Source organism: Collinsella stercoris DSM 13279 (genome assembly GCF_020735465.1).
Taxonomy (GTDB): domain Bacteria; phylum Actinomycetota; class Coriobacteriia; order Coriobacteriales; family Coriobacteriaceae; genus Collinsella; species Collinsella stercoris.
Genome location: NZ_CP085935.1, coordinates 1,194,220 through 1,208,334, shown reverse-complemented (window position 1 = coordinate 1,208,334; position 14,115 = coordinate 1,194,220). Strand labels below are relative to the sequence as shown.

Below are 14,115 nucleotides of genomic sequence, written 5' to 3'. Positions count from 1 at the left end.
AAGGGGCGCGTGCAATGTCCCAAGACCACCGAGAGTTGGAGATCGAATGATCAACATGATTCTCGGCCGCAAGATCGGCATGACCCAGGTTTGGGACGAGGACGATAACGTCGTCCCCGTCACGGTCATCCAGGCTGGCCCCTGCACCGTCTCGCAGGTTAAAACTGAGGCGACCGACGGCTACAACGCCGTTCAGATCGGCTTCGGCGACATCAAGTCCAAGCACGTGAACAAGCCCATGGCTGGTCACTTTGCCAAGGCTGGCGTCGAGCCCGTCCGTTACCTTCGTGAGGTCCGCGTCGAGAACGGCGAGGAGCACAAGGTCGGCGACGTCGTCACTGTCGCTGATTTCGAGAGCGTCGCCAAGGTCGACGTCATCGGCACCTCCAAGGGTAAGGGTTTCCAGGGTCGCATCAAGCGCTGGAATCAGCACCGCGGCCCCATGTCCCACGGTTCCCACATCCAGCGTCACCCCGGCTCCATCGGCCAGTGCGCGTACCCGGCCCGCGTCCTCAAGGGCGTCAAGATGGCCGGTCACATGGGCAACGCCCGCGTGACTGTGAAGAACCTCTCCGTTGTCCGCATTGATGCTGAGCAGAACCTCATCCTTGTCAAGGGCGCTGTGCCCGGTGGCAAGAACGGTCTGGTCGCCATCCGCATGGCGTAAAGGAGGACCGTCGCTATGTCTAAGTTTGAAGTGAAGAACGCCGAGGGCAAGCAGGTCGCCGAGGCCGAGCTCGCCGACGCCGTGTACGGCATCGAGCCGAACATCCACGTCATGCACCACATCGTCAAGTGCCAGCAGGCCTGCTGGCGTCAGGGCACCCAGTCCACCAAGGGCCGTTCCGAGGTCTCCGGTGGCGGCAAGAAGCCTTGGCGTCAGAAGGGCACCGGCCGTGCTCGTCAGGGTTCCATCCGCGCCGCCCAGTGGCGTGGTGGCGGTGTGATCTTCGGGCCCAAGCCCCGCACCTATGTGAAGCGCATGAACAACAAAGAGGTCAAGCTCGCCATGCGTTCCGCCCTGTCCGCCAAGCTCCGCGACAACGAGCTCGTGCTCGTGGACGACTACGGTTTCGAGAAGCCGTCCACCAAGGCCGCTGTCGCCATGCTCAAGGCCCTGGGTCTCGAGGGCAAGCGTCTGACCATCATCGTTCGCGAGGATGACATCAACGCCTACCTCTCCTTCCGCAACATCCCCAAGACGTGGATCATCACGCCCGCCGAGGCCAACACCTATGACCTCATCAACAACGGTGCGCTGATTATGCCCGCCGACGTCGCCGCTCACTTCGGGGAGGTGCTCGCTTAAATGACCGCTCACGAGATCATCATCCGCCCGATCGTGTCCGAGCGTTCCTACTCCGCCATGGAGGAGAACAAGTACACGTTCGAGGTCGCCAAGGACGCCAACAAGTTCCAGATCAAGGACGCCGTCGAGGAGATCTTCGGCGTGAAGGTTGTTCGCGTCAACACCCTGAACGTCAAGCCCAAGACCAAGCGCGTGCGCTATGTCGCCGGCAAGACCCGTTCTTGGAAGAAGGCCGTCGTCACCGTGGCCGAGGGTCAGACCATCGAGGTCTTTGGCACCCAGGCGTAATTTCGCCTTAGTTGTTACTTGACGCTTGCCTCTTCGAGAGGGGAGGCAAGCTCAAGTGCTCCGTGCGTAAGAAAAGGAAACGCCCGGAGCCGTGGTAATCCGGTGTCACTGCATCCGCAATCCCAGCTTGCAGTGGCCAACGGACCGATTTGAAAGGGATAAGGAATGGCTGTAAAGCACCTTAAGCCGACCAGCGCCGGCCGCCGCTGGCAGACGATCGCGGACTTCTCCGAGATCACCTGCACCAAGCCCGAGAAGTCCCTTCTCGAGCCGCTGCCGGTCAAGGCTGGTCGTAACAACGCCGGTCGCATCACCATGCGTCACCAGGGTGGCCGCGTGAAGCGCCAGTACCGCGTTATCGACTTCAAGCGCAACAAGGACGGCGTGCCGGCCAAGGTCGCTACCATCGAGTACGACCCGAACCGCTCCGCCCGCATCGCCCTGCTCCACTACGTGGACGGCGAGAAGCGCTACATCTTGGCCCCCAAGGGCCTCAAGGTCGGCGACACCGTCGTTTCCGGTGCCGGCGCCGACATCAAGCCCGGCAACGCCATGCCGCTGTCCGAGATTCCCGTGGGTACGCTCATCCACGCGATCGAGTTCCAGCCTGGCAAGGGCGCCGCTATCGCCCGTTCCGCTGGCACCGCCTGCCAGCTCATGGGTAAGGAGGGCAAATACGCCATCGTGCGCATGCCTTCCTCCGAGATGCGCCGCGTTCTCGTGACCTGCCGCGCCTCCATCGGCGAGGTGGGCAACTCCGAGCACGCCAACATCGTGATCGGTAAGGCCGGCCGTCATCGCAAGATGGGCGTCCGTCCGACCGTCCGTGGTACCGTCATGAACCCGGTCGATCACCCGCACGGCGGTGGCGAGGGTCGCTCGCACACCTCCGGTCGTCCGTCCGTCTCTCCGTGGGGCACCCCGTCCAAGGGCTACCGCACCCGCAACAAGAAGAAGACGTCCAACGACCTCATCATCCGTCGTCGCAAGAAGTAACCGATACCCGTTAGGAGATAGCACTTATGAGCAGAAGTCTCAAAAAGGGCCCGTTCGTAGAGGCGCGCCTCCTCTCGCGTATCATCGCGATGAACGAGGCTGGCAAGAAGGACGTCGTGAAGACCTGGTCCCGCGCGTCCACCATCTTCCCCGAGATGGTCGGCCACACCATCGCCGTCCACGACGGCCGCAAGCATGTTCCCGTGTACGTCACCGAGTCCATGGTCGGTCACAAGCTGGGCGAGTTCGCGCCCACTCGTACGTTCCGTGGTCACAAGGCCAAATAGGGGGTTTAGGTAAATGGCTAACACTTCCACCGAGACCCGTGAGGTCCGCGCCACGGCCAAGTACGTGCGCGTTTCCCCCGGCAAGGCTCGTCTCGTGATCGACCTGATCCGCGGCAAGAACGTCGCTCAGGCCTTCGACATCCTCCACTTCTGCACGCGCTCCGTCGCCGTGGACGTGGAGAAGGTCCTGCGCTCCGCCGTCGCCAACGCCGAGCACAACAACCAGATGCGCGCCGACGACCTGTTCGTCAAGGCCGCTTATGTGGACGAGGGCCCGACGCTCAAGCGCATCCGTCCTCGTGCCAAGGGCTCCGCTTCCCGCATCCTCAAGCGCACGAGCCACATCACCGTCGTCGTTGCTTCTCGAAAGGAGGCTTAAGTCATGGGTCAGAAAGTCTATCCTACTGGCTTCCGCCTTGGCATCACTGAGAACTGGCGCTCCCGCTGGTTCGCCGAGAAGGACTACGCCAAGACCCTCGGTAACGATATCGAGATCCGTCGCTTCCTCGAGAAGCGCCTCGCCCGTGCCGCCGTCTCCCGCGTCGAGATCGAGCGCGCCGGCGACAAGGTGAAGGTCATCATCCTCACCGCCCGCCCCGGCGTCGTCATCGGCAAGAAGGGCTCCGAGATCGACGGTCTGCGCACCGAGCTCGAGCGCGTTGCCGGCGTGACCAAGGGCAACCTGTCCGTCGACGTCATCGAGGTCAAGCGTCCCGAGCTCGACGCCGTGCTGGTGGCTCAGTCCATCGCCGAGCAGCTCGAGGGCCGCGTCGCCTTCCGCCGCGCCATGCGCAAGGCCGTCCAGTCCGCCCGCAAGGCCGGCGCCAAGGGTATCCGTATCCAGTGCTCCGGTCGTCTCGGCGGCGCCGAGATGGGCCGTCGCGAGTGGTACCGCGAGGGTCGCGTGCCGCTGCACACCCTGCGCGCCAAGATCGACTACGGCACCGCCACCGCCCACACCACCATGGGCTCCTGCGGCGTCAAGGTCTGGATCTACCAGGGCGAGAAGCTCCCCGGCCAGCCTGTCCCGAACATGGCTCTCGAGGGTACCTCCCGTCCGCGTCGTCGCAACAACGATAGGAGGAATCAGTAATGCTCGCTCCTAAGCGTATTCTTCACCGCAAGGTGCAGCGTGGCTCCATGAAGGGCCAGGCCAAGGGCAACACCGAGCTCCATTTCGGTGAGTACGGCATCGTCGCCCTCGATCGCCACTGGATCACCAACCGTCAGATCGAGGCCGCTCGTATCGCCATGACCCGCTACATGAAGCGTGGCGGTAAGGTCTACATCACCATCTTCCCCGACAAGCCCATCACCAAGAAGCCTGCGGAGACTCGCATGGGCTCCGGTAAGGGTAACCCCGAGGAGTGGGTGGCCGTCGTCAAGCCGGGCCGCGTTATGTTCGAGATCGCCGGCGTGTCCGAGGAGATCGCTCGCGAGGCCCTGCGTCTTGCCCAGCACAAGCTGCCGATCAAGACCAAGATCATTACCCGCGCTAAGAACGGGGAGGACAAGTAATGAAGCCCGCAGAGATTCGTGAGCTTTCCGACGAGGCCCTTGCTGAGAAGCTGAAGGATTGCCGCGCCGAGCTCTTCAACCTTCGTTTCCAGATGGCCACCAGCCAGCTGGACAACACCGCTCGCGTGAGTGCCGTGAAGAAGGACATCGCTCGTGTCCTCACGGAGCAGCGTGCCCGTCAGATCGCAGCGGAGAAGTCCGCTGCCACCGAGTAGTTGTAGGAGTAGATAATGGCTGAAGCAACTGAGCGCAACGCGCGCAAGGTCCGCCAGGGTATCGTTTCCTCCATCATGGGCAACAAGAGCATTGTTGTGACCACCACGGAGCGCAAGCGTCATCCCAAGTACGGCAAGATGATGACCAGCACCAAGAAGTTCCACGTCCATGACGAGGAGAACACGGCCGGCGTCGGCGACACCGTTCGCATCATGGAGACCCGCCCGCTGTCCGCCACCAAGCGTTGGCGTCTCGTCGAGATCGTCGAGCGTGCCAAGTAGGCTTGTCGAAGTAAACCCTCCGGTGACGTGCGCCCGCCTGAGCCCCTTTGGCTCTTGTATAGGGCGGTCGCACCTCTCTCCGGCTTAGGTTCGGAAAGGTTCCAACCATGATTCAGATGCAAACCATGCTGAACGTTGCCGACAACTCTGGTGCGCGCAAGGTTCGTTGCATTAAGGTGCTGGGCGGCTCTAAGCGCCGTTACGCCGGCATCGGTGACGTCGTCATGGCCGCCGTGCAGGAGGCCACGCCCGGCGCGAACGTCAAGAAGAAGGATGTCGTGCGCTGCGTTATCGTGCGTACGGTCAAGGAGGTCCGCCGCAAGGACGGTTCCTACATCCGCTTCGATGACAACGCCGCCGTCGTCATCAACAAGGATGGTTCGCCTGTCGGCACCCGTATCTTCGGGCCCGTCGCTCGCGAGCTTCGTGACAAGAAGTACATGAAGATCGTCTCGCTCGCACCCGAGACCCTCTAACGTAAGGGAGAGACCACTATGTCTATGTCCATCAAGAAGGGCGACAAGGTCGAGGTGCTCTCCGGCAAGGATCGCGGCAAGCAGGGTGTTGTCCTGCGCGCCCTGCCTTCCGAGGGCAAGGTTGTTGTCGAGGGCGTCGCCGTGGCCAAGAAGGCCGTGAAGCCGACCCAGGGCAACCAGGGCGGTATCGTCCCGACCGAGATGCCCATCGATGCATCCAACGTCAACCTGGTGTGCCCCGCCTGCGGCAAGCGTACCCGTGTTGGTCATGAGGCCGGCGAGCTCGACGGTCACAAGACCAAGCTGCGCGTCTGCAAGAAGTGCGGCCACAAGTTCTAAAGCATAACCGCTAGAACGAACATCGGAGCCCCGTGGTATTCCACGCAAGCGTCCTTTCTGAGCATGAAACGTGTTCAGCTGTGGAGTGATTGCTAAGGAATACCACGGGGTTTTGCGTTTACGGACTGTTGGCTCTGAGTGTTGAGATGATGCAAAGCTAACCGCTTTTAGGTGCCCTACTCTTATCTTTTGCGTACGCATAAAATCTGATAGTATTTTTTATAAATTATGCGAACGCGAAAACTTTTGAGTTTTTACGCTAAACGTACGCGAACGCGCAAGACGGTGAGGAACTATGGAAGAGTATTTGGGGTCAGTGGCATCCATTGGCAAGCTGATTAAAGCCGAGCGCAAGCGCCAGGGGATTGCGCAGGCTGAGCTCGCCGATTATGCCAATGTTGGCGTTACGTTTTTGTCGCAGTTGGAAAATGGAAAAGCAACCGCCGAGATCGGCAAGGTGCTCACGGTTCTGAACACACTTGGAATCGATCTTGTAGGTCGGAGGCGTGGCTAATGGGCACCTTGCTTGTGTCGCGCGTGTCGTATCGCGTGCCGGAGCTCGTAGGTCGAATCGCGGCGGACGGATCGACATTTACCTATGATGTGGCGTATTTGTCGAACCCTCACGCCGCTCCGCTCTCAGCATCTCTCCCGCTTCGTGCCGAGCCGTTTTCTCCGCCGCAATATCGTCCGTATTTTGAAGGTTTGCTAGCCGAGGGGATTGCTCGCCAGGCGCTTGCAGCGGAACTGAAGCTTCGAGAGGACGATTGGCTCGCGATGCTTGTGGCATGCGGGCGTGACTGCATAGGGGACATTGTCATAGCCGATGAATACGCTCCAATGCCAGTCGATGCGGGATACGTATCCGTTACGCAAGCTGAGATCATGCATATGCTCGAGAGTCTTCCTCAGATTGCGGAGCATAATGCAGACAGGCGATTATCCCTTGCTGGTGCGCAGGGAAAGACTGGCCTCGCGCACCGGCCTGATTGCACCATGGAGACGGGTTGGCTTTCTCCGCGCGGCCTTGCGGCCACAACGCATATGCTGAAAACGAGCTCGATGCGCGACGTCCCCGAGAACGAATTTCTATGTATGCAAGCGGCGCGTGCATGCGGACTGAATGTGGCCAAGGTGTCGCTGCTGAGTTACGCGACTCCCGTTTTGGTCGTTGAGCGCTTTGATCGCCGCATCGTGGAGGCGCGCGAGGGCTGGCATGTTGAACGGCTGCACCAAGAGGATTTCTGCCAAGCGTTTCGCATGTTGCCCGGGTCGAAATATGCGGAGCTGGAGGGTGGCAGCGTTCGGCGCATCGCATCGTTCTTGCGCGAGCGGAGTGCGCGCCCCGTGCGTGAAATCATGGCGTTTGCGCAGCAGTTGCTCTTTTCGTATGTCATCGGGAACTGCGATGCGCATCTCAAAAACTACTCGCTTTTGTATCGGGAATCGAACGGAGGGCAAAGTGTCTCGTTCGAGTTGTCCCCCGCCTATGATCTGGTGTGTACGACGCTGTATCCAAAATACAGCAGGGACCTTGCGATGGACTTGGGCGGCGCTCGCTCGATTGACGAGGTGACACCGGAGACTTTAGAGAACCTGGCGCGGGAGCTTGGCATCAAGGATCATGCGCTTCGTCGTATTGCAAAGAAGATCGCTGCCACGCTCGTCGGTGCGCTCGATCGTGCGGGGTCGGGAGATGCTGACCCCGTTCTTGAGTCGACGCCCTACGTTGCCGATGATCTGATTGCAGATATTGAGCCGAGGCTCGAGGTGCTGCGTGCTTTTTCGAGATGAGGTGGTGCGCGCTTGCGTCTTGAGTCGATTCGCATGCTGAATTCCCGCCTTGTAAACGGCGCATTGGATGCCGCCGCACGGTCACCGCAGCGGGTGTTGTGGGCGTGCAGCTAAGCGCCCCTGTGACGGCAGAGTGAAAGATACTTTCTTATAAATTAAATAATATGAAAGATAATCGCCATGAGCAGGCGTTCGAATTGTTTGTGCCACAATGGGCATGTTCTGTTCGACCCTAGAGGTGAGGGGTTTGAAATGGCCGATGCGATTGGGGCGCCCGCTCCGAAGGATGCCGCGGCTGCGGCCAAGGCTGCGTTTGCCGCCGTTGCGGGCAAGCCGTTCCCGCAGGATATCTTTACGGCGCCCGAGCTTACCTGGGCCGTTATCGGGTGCGGTGTCATTGCAAACCAAATGGCGCAGTCACTCGCACTGGCAGGCCGCAAGCTACACGGTATCGCCAATCGTACGCGCGCCAAAGCCGAGGCGTTCGCTCGGGAATACGGGGTCGAGAAGGTATACGATTCGGTGGAAGACCTCTACGCCGATCCGCAGGTCGATGCCATCTACATCACCACACCGCACAACACGCATATCGCGTACCTACGGGCGGCGCTCGCGGCCGGCAAGCACGTGCTGTGCGAGAAGGCCATTACGCTCAACAGTGAGGAGCTTGCTGAGGCCCGCGCCCTTGCCGTCGAGCACCATGTGGTGCTCATGGACGCAACGACCGTGTTGCACATGCCGTTGTATACCGAGCTCATGCGCCGAGCCGATACGGGCGAATTTGGCCGGATGCGCTTAGCTCAGGTGAATTTTGGCAGCTGGCATAGCTACGACGATGCAAACAGCCGCTTTTGGAATCGCGGCCTCGCCGGTGGCGCCATGCTGGATATCGGGGTGTATGCGCTCTCAGTCGCCCGCCTGTTTATGGAAAGCCAGCCTCAAGAGGTCGTTTCGCTCGCCAATTGCTTTACCACGGGCGTGGATGAGGAAAGCGGTTTTGTCACACGCAATGCCGAGGGCCAGCTTGGCGTGTTCTCGCTCACCATGCATGCCAAACAGCCCAAGCGAGCCACGCTTTGCTTTGATGATTGCTACATTGAAGTCATGGGCTACCCGCGTGCCGATCGCGCCACCATCACCTGGACGGCCGATGGTCGGCGCGAGGAGGTCGAGGAGGGCGTTGAGGCATACGCGCTGTGCTACGAGGTGGCGGATCTTGAGCAAGCGGTGGCGGGCGATGCGCGAGCGCTGCAGCTCATCGACTTTGCAGCCGATGTCATGGATATCATGACGCGCCTGCGCCGCGAGTGGGGCGTTATCTACCCCGAAGAGGAGTAGGCGCCCGTGCGAGCCAGGTTCGCAAAAGGAATCAAAAGCTGTCAAGAGCGGCTGAATCACGGGTTCTCATCGGGTATGACCATGCAGGGCGGCACGGAGGCAAAGGCGCTCTGCTTGCGCTACTGGGACATGATGCGCTGGAACCGGGCGGGGTAGGGAGCCTGGATATGGGTGGGTGCCCCGGTGATGGGGTGTGTGAAGGACAGCTCGCTGGCATGCAGCATCAACCCGCCTGAACACGAGGGGCCTCCGTAGAGGGAATCGCCCAAAAGGGGGAACTTCGCGTGCGCCAGGTGCACGCGAATCTGATGTTTGCGGCCCGTGTGCAAATCGATGGCAAGCAGGGAGCGCTCCGGTGCTCGTGCATCGGCTTTTGCGTAGGCGATGCGCTTTGCATCGGTGTGCGCCGGCTTGCCCGTGCGGCTGACGCGCATACGGCGGCTATCGTGGCGGTCGCGTCCGAGGGGCTGGCACATTGTCTTGGCAGCGGGGAAGCGTCCATGCACGATGGCAAGATACCGTTTTTGAATGGAGCGCTCGGCAATCATGCGGTCAAAGGCGGGCTGCGCCTCTTTATCCAGTGAGAACAGCACGATACCCGTGGTGTCCCGATCGAGGCGTTGCAGCGCTTGCGCAGCGGCGCTCGCGCTGGCCTCGCCGCTGGCGACGAGATGCGCCCGCACGGCGTCGGTGAGCGTTGGCGCACCCGTGCCATCGCCGTGCACGATGATGCCCGCAGGCTTATCGACCGCCATAAGCCACGGATCGCGATAGAGCACGCGCAACCCGGCTGATACGCCCATCGCTATTCGATCCCGTTGAACAGGCAGCCCGAGCTCGAGCCGGGCAGTCGGCGATCGGGCGTGCGACCATCGCGCGCGGCGACTATCGCGCGGCGCGCGCGGACCACCATGCGGGTGAGTTCATCGGTATCCATCAGGGTGCCATCGACCAGCACGCGGGATATGCCGGCGCGTATGAGCTGCGGGATGTGCGGGGTGACATCGAGCAGCTCGCTATCGTAGAGATGGCTGCGGCCGCGGATGTCGCTGCGCACCGGCAGCAGCCGGCCATCGATGTTCTTGAGGCTGAACTTACGGGCGCGCAGTCTGCAATGCTCGCAGTCGTGGATGCAGGCGTCCGCAACCTGCAGCATGCAGTGCTCGCTGGTCATGAGGCGCGGATAGCCGAGCACGCACACGCCGAGGCCGGCTGCGGCCCGATCGGCGCCGAGCTCCTCGATTTCGCGGAGCGTGAGCTCGGGCGAGAGCCAAAAGCCCGCAGCGCCGTGTGCTTGAAGGGCATCGATACACGAGGTGTTGTGCACGGGGATGCAGCTTCGGATTTCCGCGATGGTACCGCGCTCAGCGGCAAGTGCCAGCTCGGAGATATTGCCAATGGCGAGGGGCAGCCCACGCTGCACCCAGGCATCCAGTCGCTCGTGGTCGCCCTCGCGGCACACCTCATCGAGCACGGGGACGATGCGGGCATCGGCCACGTCGGCAGGGGAGAGGCCGGCGGCAACCACGTCATCGACGGCCATGTAGATGCGTTCCGCCCCGGCCTCACGTGCCGCTTGGGCGGCATCGAGCGAGGTCACGAGCGCGCACAGCTCGATATCGGACGGCGCCTTACCCGATGACGTCGCATGTGCGTCATGCTCGCCAGATGCAGCCGCAGTCGGCGCACAGGCCACCTTCCCGTCCTGCGGTCGTTTTGCGTAAGGGGCAAGAATCGCGCGCTCGAGCGCTTCGCAGGCCGCCGCACGTACCTGGTGCACGGCAGAAAAGCCCATACCGCAGCCCTCGTCCAGCTCAACATCAAAATGCGCTGCTTCAAATGGCGAGGAACCCATGCGCCCCACATGTTCAATCAAGTCCGCTGCCTGGACGGGGCGGGTGCGCGCGGCCTCGACCACAAAGCCCTCGGCCTCGCCGTGCAGCTCCGGCGCATCCACGCAGGAAAGCTCCACAACAAACGGTTCGCCCAGTCGAGCACGTATGCGGACATCAACGGCGCGCTTGCGTGCAACCGGCTGTTTGAGTGCGGCTTCGGCGGCGTCGATTGCCGCCTGGCTGCGAATCAGGCGCACGCGAGCGCCCGCCGGCATGGGGCGCGCCGTGCGGCATTCCACGGTTTCGCCGCGCTTGAGGTCCCTGGGCGCGTGCGTGGTGAGGAACTGATCGAATTCGTCGTCGTGGCGCAGCTCGAGCAAATCGCCCTTGCCCACAGGCTCGTCCACGTGCAGCGTGCACCAGGCGGCGCGACGCCGTTTGTCGTCGGGCTTGAGGCCGCGCGTCCCGCCCAATGGGCGGCTCCCGAGCACCTCGCCCACGATTTGGCCTCGGTTGTTGGACCGCTCGTAGCTCATCATCTCGTCGCCGGAGGTGCCCAGCTGATAGGCCGTGGTGAAATCGCGGTTAAACGAGCGCTTGAGCAGGCGGTAGCGCGCCTCGGCTTCGGCGGGGGTCGTGTCGCGGTCGGTCAGGATGTCGTCGAGCTGCGCGCGATAGGCACGTACGACGGAGTACACGTAGTCCGGTGCTTTCATGCGGCCTTCGAGCTTCAGTGCGTGCGCACCGGCATCGAGCAGCTCCAGCAGTAGGTGGACCGTGCAGGTGTCGCGCGGGCACAGCGCTCGTTCGCGCCCGGGCCGCGCATGGCTGCGCCCACGTTCGTCCACCAGCTCGTAGGGCAGGCGGCACGGCTGTGCACACATGCCGCGGTTGGCCGAGCGCCCGTGGCTTGTGAAGCTCGATAGCAGGCAAACACCCGAGTAGCAAAAGCAGATGGCCCCGTGCGCGAACACCTCGAGTTCGACGCCGGTGCGGGCGATGCGGGAGATCTCATCGATGGACAGCTCGCGAGAGAGCGTCACGCGGTCGGCGCCGGCATCGCGGCACCAAACGGTTGCCCGTGCGTCGTGGATATTCGCCTGCGTGGAGATATGCGTTTCAATTTCGGGCATGCGCTGGCGAATCTCGAAGAACAGCCCCCAATCCTGGATGATGAAGGCATCCGCACCCAGATGCCAACAGCGCTCCACGAGCGCGAGCGCCTCGGCCATCTCTGTTTGCTTGATGACGATGTTCACCGTCACGTAGACGCGCGTGCCGGCGAGGTGCGCCGCACGGCACGCATCGGCAAACGCCTCGTCGGTAAAATTCGCGGCCTTGCGCCGGGCGTTGAATGCGCCCATGCCGCAGTAGATGGCGTCGGCGCCGGCAGCCAGCGCGGCGTAAAACGGTTCCGGGCCGCCGGCAGGCGCGAGCAGTTCGGGCGTGGAGGGGTGCGGTGTGCTCATGCGTGACTCCAAGTGGGAAAATGGATGGAACAAGTATAGACGTGGTGCCCCACATCCGCACGCACGTTATCGGAAATACGCCCGCTATTCCCCAGATCAGCTCGTCACGAGCCCGAATCCGCGCCCGGATGTAAACCTGGATATACAACGGCTTCTATTCGTGGTACAAATCGCGCCGTTCGACGAAAGGCGCGGGTTTTTGTCCGCGCGCTGCCGTACTATGTGTCAGGTGTTTCACATCGGCAATGTGTTCTTTGGGGGGAATAGGCGATGGGGCGTGAATTGACCGTCATCGGCAAACGCTATCAGTTGCTCGCAAAGATCGGCGTTGGCGGCATGTCCACGGTGTATCTTGCGCTCGACACCGTGCTCAACAAGCAATGGGCGGCCAAGGAAATCAAGGATGTGGCCGACCCGAGCAGCGCGAGCTGATTGTGCAAAGCATCGTGACCGAGGCGAATATGATCAAGAGCTTCGATCACCCGGCCATTCCGCGCATCGTTGATTTGGTAGATGAACACGGCACCCTGTACGTAATCATGGATTATGTGGAGGGCCGTGCGCTTTCGAGCGTGCTTGCGGCCGATGGCCCGCAGTCCGAGGACGATGTGGTGGGCTGGGGCTTGCAGTTGTGCGATGCCCTTGAGTACTTGCACCGCCGCACCCCACCGGTCATTTACCGCGATATGAAGCCATCGAATGTGATGCTCAAGCCCAACGGCCTGGTGCAAATCATCGACTTTGGCATCGCGCGGGAATACCGCGCGGACGGTCAATCCGTTACGGCGGCGGTGGGCGACACGGTACAGCTCGGGACGCGCGGGTACGCACCCCCGGAGCAGTATGGAGGAAGCGGCCAAACAGATGCGCGCGCCGACGTATATGCGTTGGGTGCCACGCTCTACACCATGCTCACGGGCAAGAACCGGCGGAACCTCCCTATCAAATCATGCCGCTGCGCCAGATTGACGCCTCGTTCTCACCGGGATTGGAACGGGTGATTGCGAAGGCCACCCAGCCCGACCCGGCCGATCGCTTCCAAGATTGCGCCGAGATGGCCTACGCGCTGTCCCATTATCGGGAGGAGGACGCGGGGCATCGTCAGGAGCTCACACGCACGTGGCGGCGCTTCGTGGCGCTGGCGGCGGCATCGGCGCTCGGCTTGGTGCTGGGCGTTGCGGGAACGGTCGGCTACAACCTCTCGCTCAACTCCGACTACGAGCACTGGATGCAGATTGCCCGCACCACCTCGGTAGAGTCTGAATCGACCAAGGCGTATCTGCGCGCCGCTTCTATCAAACCGGGTGAGGTAGCGCCTTATGAGGGCCTCGCCGATCTGTATCGGTCGGACCAGGTGTTCACCCTGGCCGAGGAACGCCAGTTCCGCGAGGCGGCGTTGCCTCGCCTTGAGGCGCTGCGCGGCTCGAGCGAATACGCTGCCATGGCGTTTAATGTGGGAAAACTGTACTGGTACAACTACGCGGCCGATGGCACGGGCGCGCCCGCCACGCGTTCGGAGCGCATTCGCGCGGCGGCGCAGTGGATGCGCGATGCCGCATCGGATGCCGAGTTCGAGCAACATGCGCTGGCGCAGGCGTACGCCGACATCGCGGATTTTGAGACGCGGATCGTGCCGCTCATCAATGAGGGCTCGGACGCCGGTTTGTATGCTCCCTATTTTGAACAGCTTTCCTTTTTGGTTGACGAGCTGGCATCTGAGGAAAACGGCGTCGTCCGTCTCGAGACGGCAAATCTCGCGCTGGATGCACTGTGCACCTATCCGCGCAAGTTTCGCGCCGATGATGTTGAGCAGGAGCAGCTGTTTGAGCTGGCAAGTCGGGCCGAGCAGTTGGTGTCATCGGTGCATCCCACGACGGATGCGCTCGATGGCGAGCGGGCGCGTGCACTGGCGCTGGTGGGAACGGCGCGCCAAGCGGTGACGGACGCCTATGAAGATGTGGAGGCGTAA

The 14,115-nt window shown here is 62.0% G+C and carries 20 protein-coding genes; 18 read left to right on the top strand and 2 right to left on the bottom strand.

The window, feature by feature from the left end; genetic code table 11:
• Nucleotides 1-46 precede the first annotated feature (46 nt).
• The 15 genes from rplC (at nucleotide 47) to LK434_RS05155 (ending at nucleotide 8,842) form a co-directional block, all read left to right on the top strand.
• The gene (gene rplC / locus LK434_RS05225) at nucleotides 47-667 is read left to right on the top strand and encodes a 50S ribosomal protein L3 (RefSeq protein WP_006720285.1); all 621 of its coding nucleotides are present in this window, start codon (nucleotides 47-49) and stop codon (nucleotides 665-667) included.
• A gap of 15 nt (nucleotides 668-682) precedes the next feature.
• Nucleotides 683-1,309: a 50S ribosomal protein L4 gene (gene rplD, locus LK434_RS05220; RefSeq protein WP_006720286.1), complete on the top strand. Its 627-nt coding sequence runs from the start codon at nucleotides 683-685 to the stop codon at nucleotides 1,307-1,309.
• Nucleotides 1,310-1,597, top strand: a complete 288-nt coding sequence (gene rplW, locus LK434_RS05215) for a 50S ribosomal protein L23 (RefSeq protein ID WP_006720287.1) — start codon at nucleotides 1,310-1,312, stop codon at nucleotides 1,595-1,597.
• 165 nt (nucleotides 1,598-1,762) lie between these two features.
• Nucleotides 1,763-2,593: a 50S ribosomal protein L2 gene (rplB, locus tag LK434_RS05210; protein ID WP_006720288.1), complete on the top strand. Its 831-nt coding sequence runs from the start codon at nucleotides 1,763-1,765 to the stop codon at nucleotides 2,591-2,593.
• Nucleotides 2,594-2,619: 26 nt separating this feature from the next.
• On the top strand, nucleotides 2,620-2,880 hold the full coding sequence (rpsS, locus tag LK434_RS05205) for a 30S ribosomal protein S19 (protein ID WP_006720289.1): 261 nt from the start codon (nucleotides 2,620-2,622) through the stop codon (nucleotides 2,878-2,880).
• A gap of 13 nt (nucleotides 2,881-2,893) precedes the next feature.
• Complete coding sequence (rplV, locus tag LK434_RS05200) at nucleotides 2,894-3,259, top strand: 50S ribosomal protein L22 (RefSeq protein WP_006720290.1); 366 nt, start codon at nucleotides 2,894-2,896, stop codon at nucleotides 3,257-3,259.
• 3 nt (nucleotides 3,260-3,262) lie between these two features.
• Nucleotides 3,263-3,973, top strand: a complete 711-nt coding sequence (gene rpsC, locus LK434_RS05195; RefSeq protein WP_006720291.1) for a 30S ribosomal protein S3 — start codon at nucleotides 3,263-3,265, stop codon at nucleotides 3,971-3,973.
• Nucleotides 3,973-4,398, top strand: a complete 426-nt coding sequence (rplP, locus tag LK434_RS05190; protein ID WP_006720292.1) for a 50S ribosomal protein L16 — start codon at nucleotides 3,973-3,975, stop codon at nucleotides 4,396-4,398. The genes rpsC and rplP overlap by 1 nt, the downstream gene beginning before the upstream one ends.
• Nucleotides 4,398-4,613 carry a 50S ribosomal protein L29 gene (gene rpmC / locus LK434_RS05185; protein WP_006720293.1) on the top strand — a complete coding sequence of 72 codons (216 nt, stop codon included), beginning with the start codon at nucleotides 4,398-4,400 and terminating at the stop codon, nucleotides 4,611-4,613. Before rplP ends, rpmC begins: the two co-directional genes overlap by 1 nt.
• A 15-nt stretch (nucleotides 4,614-4,628) precedes the next feature.
• The gene (rpsQ, locus tag LK434_RS05180) at nucleotides 4,629-4,895 is read left to right on the top strand and encodes a 30S ribosomal protein S17 (RefSeq protein ID WP_006720294.1); all 267 of its coding nucleotides are present in this window, start codon (nucleotides 4,629-4,631) and stop codon (nucleotides 4,893-4,895) included.
• A gap of 107 nt (nucleotides 4,896-5,002) precedes the next feature.
• Complete coding sequence (rplN, locus tag LK434_RS05175; protein WP_006720295.1) at nucleotides 5,003-5,371, top strand: 50S ribosomal protein L14; 369 nt, start codon at nucleotides 5,003-5,005, stop codon at nucleotides 5,369-5,371.
• 18 nt (nucleotides 5,372-5,389) lie between these two features.
• Nucleotides 5,390-5,710, top strand: coding sequence for a 50S ribosomal protein L24 (gene rplX / locus LK434_RS05170; RefSeq protein ID WP_006720296.1), 321 nt, complete (start codon nucleotides 5,390-5,392; stop codon nucleotides 5,708-5,710).
• A gap of 295 nt (nucleotides 5,711-6,005) precedes the next feature.
• On the top strand, nucleotides 6,006-6,224 hold the full coding sequence (locus tag LK434_RS05165; RefSeq protein WP_006720297.1) for a helix-turn-helix domain-containing protein: 219 nt from the start codon (nucleotides 6,006-6,008) through the stop codon (nucleotides 6,222-6,224).
• Complete coding sequence (locus LK434_RS05160; RefSeq protein WP_006720298.1) at nucleotides 6,224-7,504, top strand: type II toxin-antitoxin system HipA family toxin; 1,281 nt, start codon at nucleotides 6,224-6,226, stop codon at nucleotides 7,502-7,504. The genes LK434_RS05165 and LK434_RS05160 overlap by 1 nt, the downstream gene beginning before the upstream one ends.
• Before the next feature lie 252 nt (nucleotides 7,505-7,756).
• Nucleotides 7,757-8,842, top strand: a complete 1,086-nt coding sequence (locus LK434_RS05155) for a Gfo/Idh/MocA family protein (RefSeq protein WP_006720299.1) — start codon at nucleotides 7,757-7,759, stop codon at nucleotides 8,840-8,842.
• A 119-nt stretch (nucleotides 8,843-8,961) separates the two neighbouring features.
• Here the strand turns inward: LK434_RS05155 and LK434_RS05150 are convergent, their stop codons facing one another.
• Nucleotides 8,962-9,645: an RluA family pseudouridine synthase gene (locus tag LK434_RS05150; RefSeq protein WP_006720300.1), complete on the bottom strand. Its 684-nt coding sequence runs from the start codon at nucleotides 9,643-9,645 to the stop codon at nucleotides 8,962-8,964.
• Nucleotides 9,646-9,647: 2 nt separating this feature from the next.
• On the bottom strand, nucleotides 9,648-12,146 hold the full coding sequence (locus LK434_RS05145) for a U32 family peptidase (protein WP_006720301.1): 2,499 nt from the start codon (nucleotides 12,144-12,146) through the stop codon (nucleotides 9,648-9,650).
• Between the two features lie 270 nt (nucleotides 12,147-12,416).
• Between LK434_RS05145 and LK434_RS05140 the strand changes: the two genes are divergently transcribed.
• Genes LK434_RS05140 through LK434_RS05130 form a run of 3 tightly spaced genes read left to right on the top strand, consistent with a single transcriptional unit; the run spans nucleotide 12,417 to nucleotide 14,115 of the window.
• Nucleotides 12,417-12,578, top strand: coding sequence for a hypothetical protein (locus LK434_RS05140; RefSeq protein WP_006720303.1), 162 nt, complete (start codon nucleotides 12,417-12,419; stop codon nucleotides 12,576-12,578).
• A gap of 14 nt (nucleotides 12,579-12,592) precedes the next feature.
• Nucleotides 12,593-13,147, top strand: coding sequence for a serine/threonine protein kinase (locus tag LK434_RS05135; protein WP_259804800.1), 555 nt, complete (start codon nucleotides 12,593-12,595; stop codon nucleotides 13,145-13,147).
• Nucleotides 13,096-14,115, top strand: coding sequence for a serine/threonine-protein kinase (locus LK434_RS05130; protein WP_227917893.1), 1,020 nt, complete (start codon nucleotides 13,096-13,098; stop codon nucleotides 14,113-14,115). The genes LK434_RS05135 and LK434_RS05130 overlap by 52 nt, the downstream gene beginning before the upstream one ends.

What these genes read in the sequence shown, in the direction of transcription:
- rplC (WP_006720285.1), top strand. Translation starts at nt 47, where the DNA reads ATGATCAACATGATTCTCGGCCGCAAGATCGGCATGACCCAGGTTTGG.
- rplD (WP_006720286.1), top strand. Translation starts at nt 683, where the DNA reads ATGTCTAAGTTTGAAGTGAAGAACGCCGAGGGCAAGCAGGTCGCCGAG.
- rplW (WP_006720287.1), top strand. Translation starts at nt 1,310, where the DNA reads ATGACCGCTCACGAGATCATCATCCGCCCGATCGTGTCCGAGCGTTCC.
- rplB (WP_006720288.1), top strand. Translation starts at nt 1,763, where the DNA reads ATGGCTGTAAAGCACCTTAAGCCGACCAGCGCCGGCCGCCGCTGGCAG.
- rpsS (WP_006720289.1), top strand. Translation starts at nt 2,620, where the DNA reads ATGAGCAGAAGTCTCAAAAAGGGCCCGTTCGTAGAGGCGCGCCTCCTC.
- rplV (WP_006720290.1), top strand. Translation starts at nt 2,894, where the DNA reads ATGGCTAACACTTCCACCGAGACCCGTGAGGTCCGCGCCACGGCCAAG.
- rpsC (WP_006720291.1), top strand. Translation starts at nt 3,263, where the DNA reads ATGGGTCAGAAAGTCTATCCTACTGGCTTCCGCCTTGGCATCACTGAG.
- rplP (WP_006720292.1), top strand. Translation starts at nt 3,973, where the DNA reads ATGCTCGCTCCTAAGCGTATTCTTCACCGCAAGGTGCAGCGTGGCTCC.
- rpmC (WP_006720293.1), top strand. Translation starts at nt 4,398, where the DNA reads ATGAAGCCCGCAGAGATTCGTGAGCTTTCCGACGAGGCCCTTGCTGAG.
- rpsQ (WP_006720294.1), top strand. Translation starts at nt 4,629, where the DNA reads ATGGCTGAAGCAACTGAGCGCAACGCGCGCAAGGTCCGCCAGGGTATC.
- rplN (WP_006720295.1), top strand. Translation starts at nt 5,003, where the DNA reads ATGATTCAGATGCAAACCATGCTGAACGTTGCCGACAACTCTGGTGCG.
- rplX (WP_006720296.1), top strand. Translation starts at nt 5,390, where the DNA reads ATGTCTATGTCCATCAAGAAGGGCGACAAGGTCGAGGTGCTCTCCGGC.
- LK434_RS05165 (WP_006720297.1), top strand. Translation starts at nt 6,006, where the DNA reads ATGGAAGAGTATTTGGGGTCAGTGGCATCCATTGGCAAGCTGATTAAA.
- LK434_RS05160 (WP_006720298.1), top strand. Translation starts at nt 6,224, where the DNA reads ATGGGCACCTTGCTTGTGTCGCGCGTGTCGTATCGCGTGCCGGAGCTC.
- LK434_RS05155 (WP_006720299.1), top strand. Translation starts at nt 7,757, where the DNA reads ATGGCCGATGCGATTGGGGCGCCCGCTCCGAAGGATGCCGCGGCTGCG.
- LK434_RS05150 (WP_006720300.1), bottom strand. Translation starts at nt 9,645, where the DNA reads ATGGGCGTATCAGCCGGGTTGCGCGTGCTCTATCGCGATCCGTGGCTT.
- LK434_RS05145 (WP_006720301.1), bottom strand. Translation starts at nt 12,146, where the DNA reads ATGAGCACACCGCACCCCTCCACGCCCGAACTGCTCGCGCCTGCCGGC.
- LK434_RS05140 (WP_006720303.1), top strand. Translation starts at nt 12,417, where the DNA reads ATGGGGCGTGAATTGACCGTCATCGGCAAACGCTATCAGTTGCTCGCA.
- LK434_RS05130 (WP_227917893.1), top strand. Translation starts at nt 13,096, where the DNA reads ATGCCGCTGCGCCAGATTGACGCCTCGTTCTCACCGGGATTGGAACGG.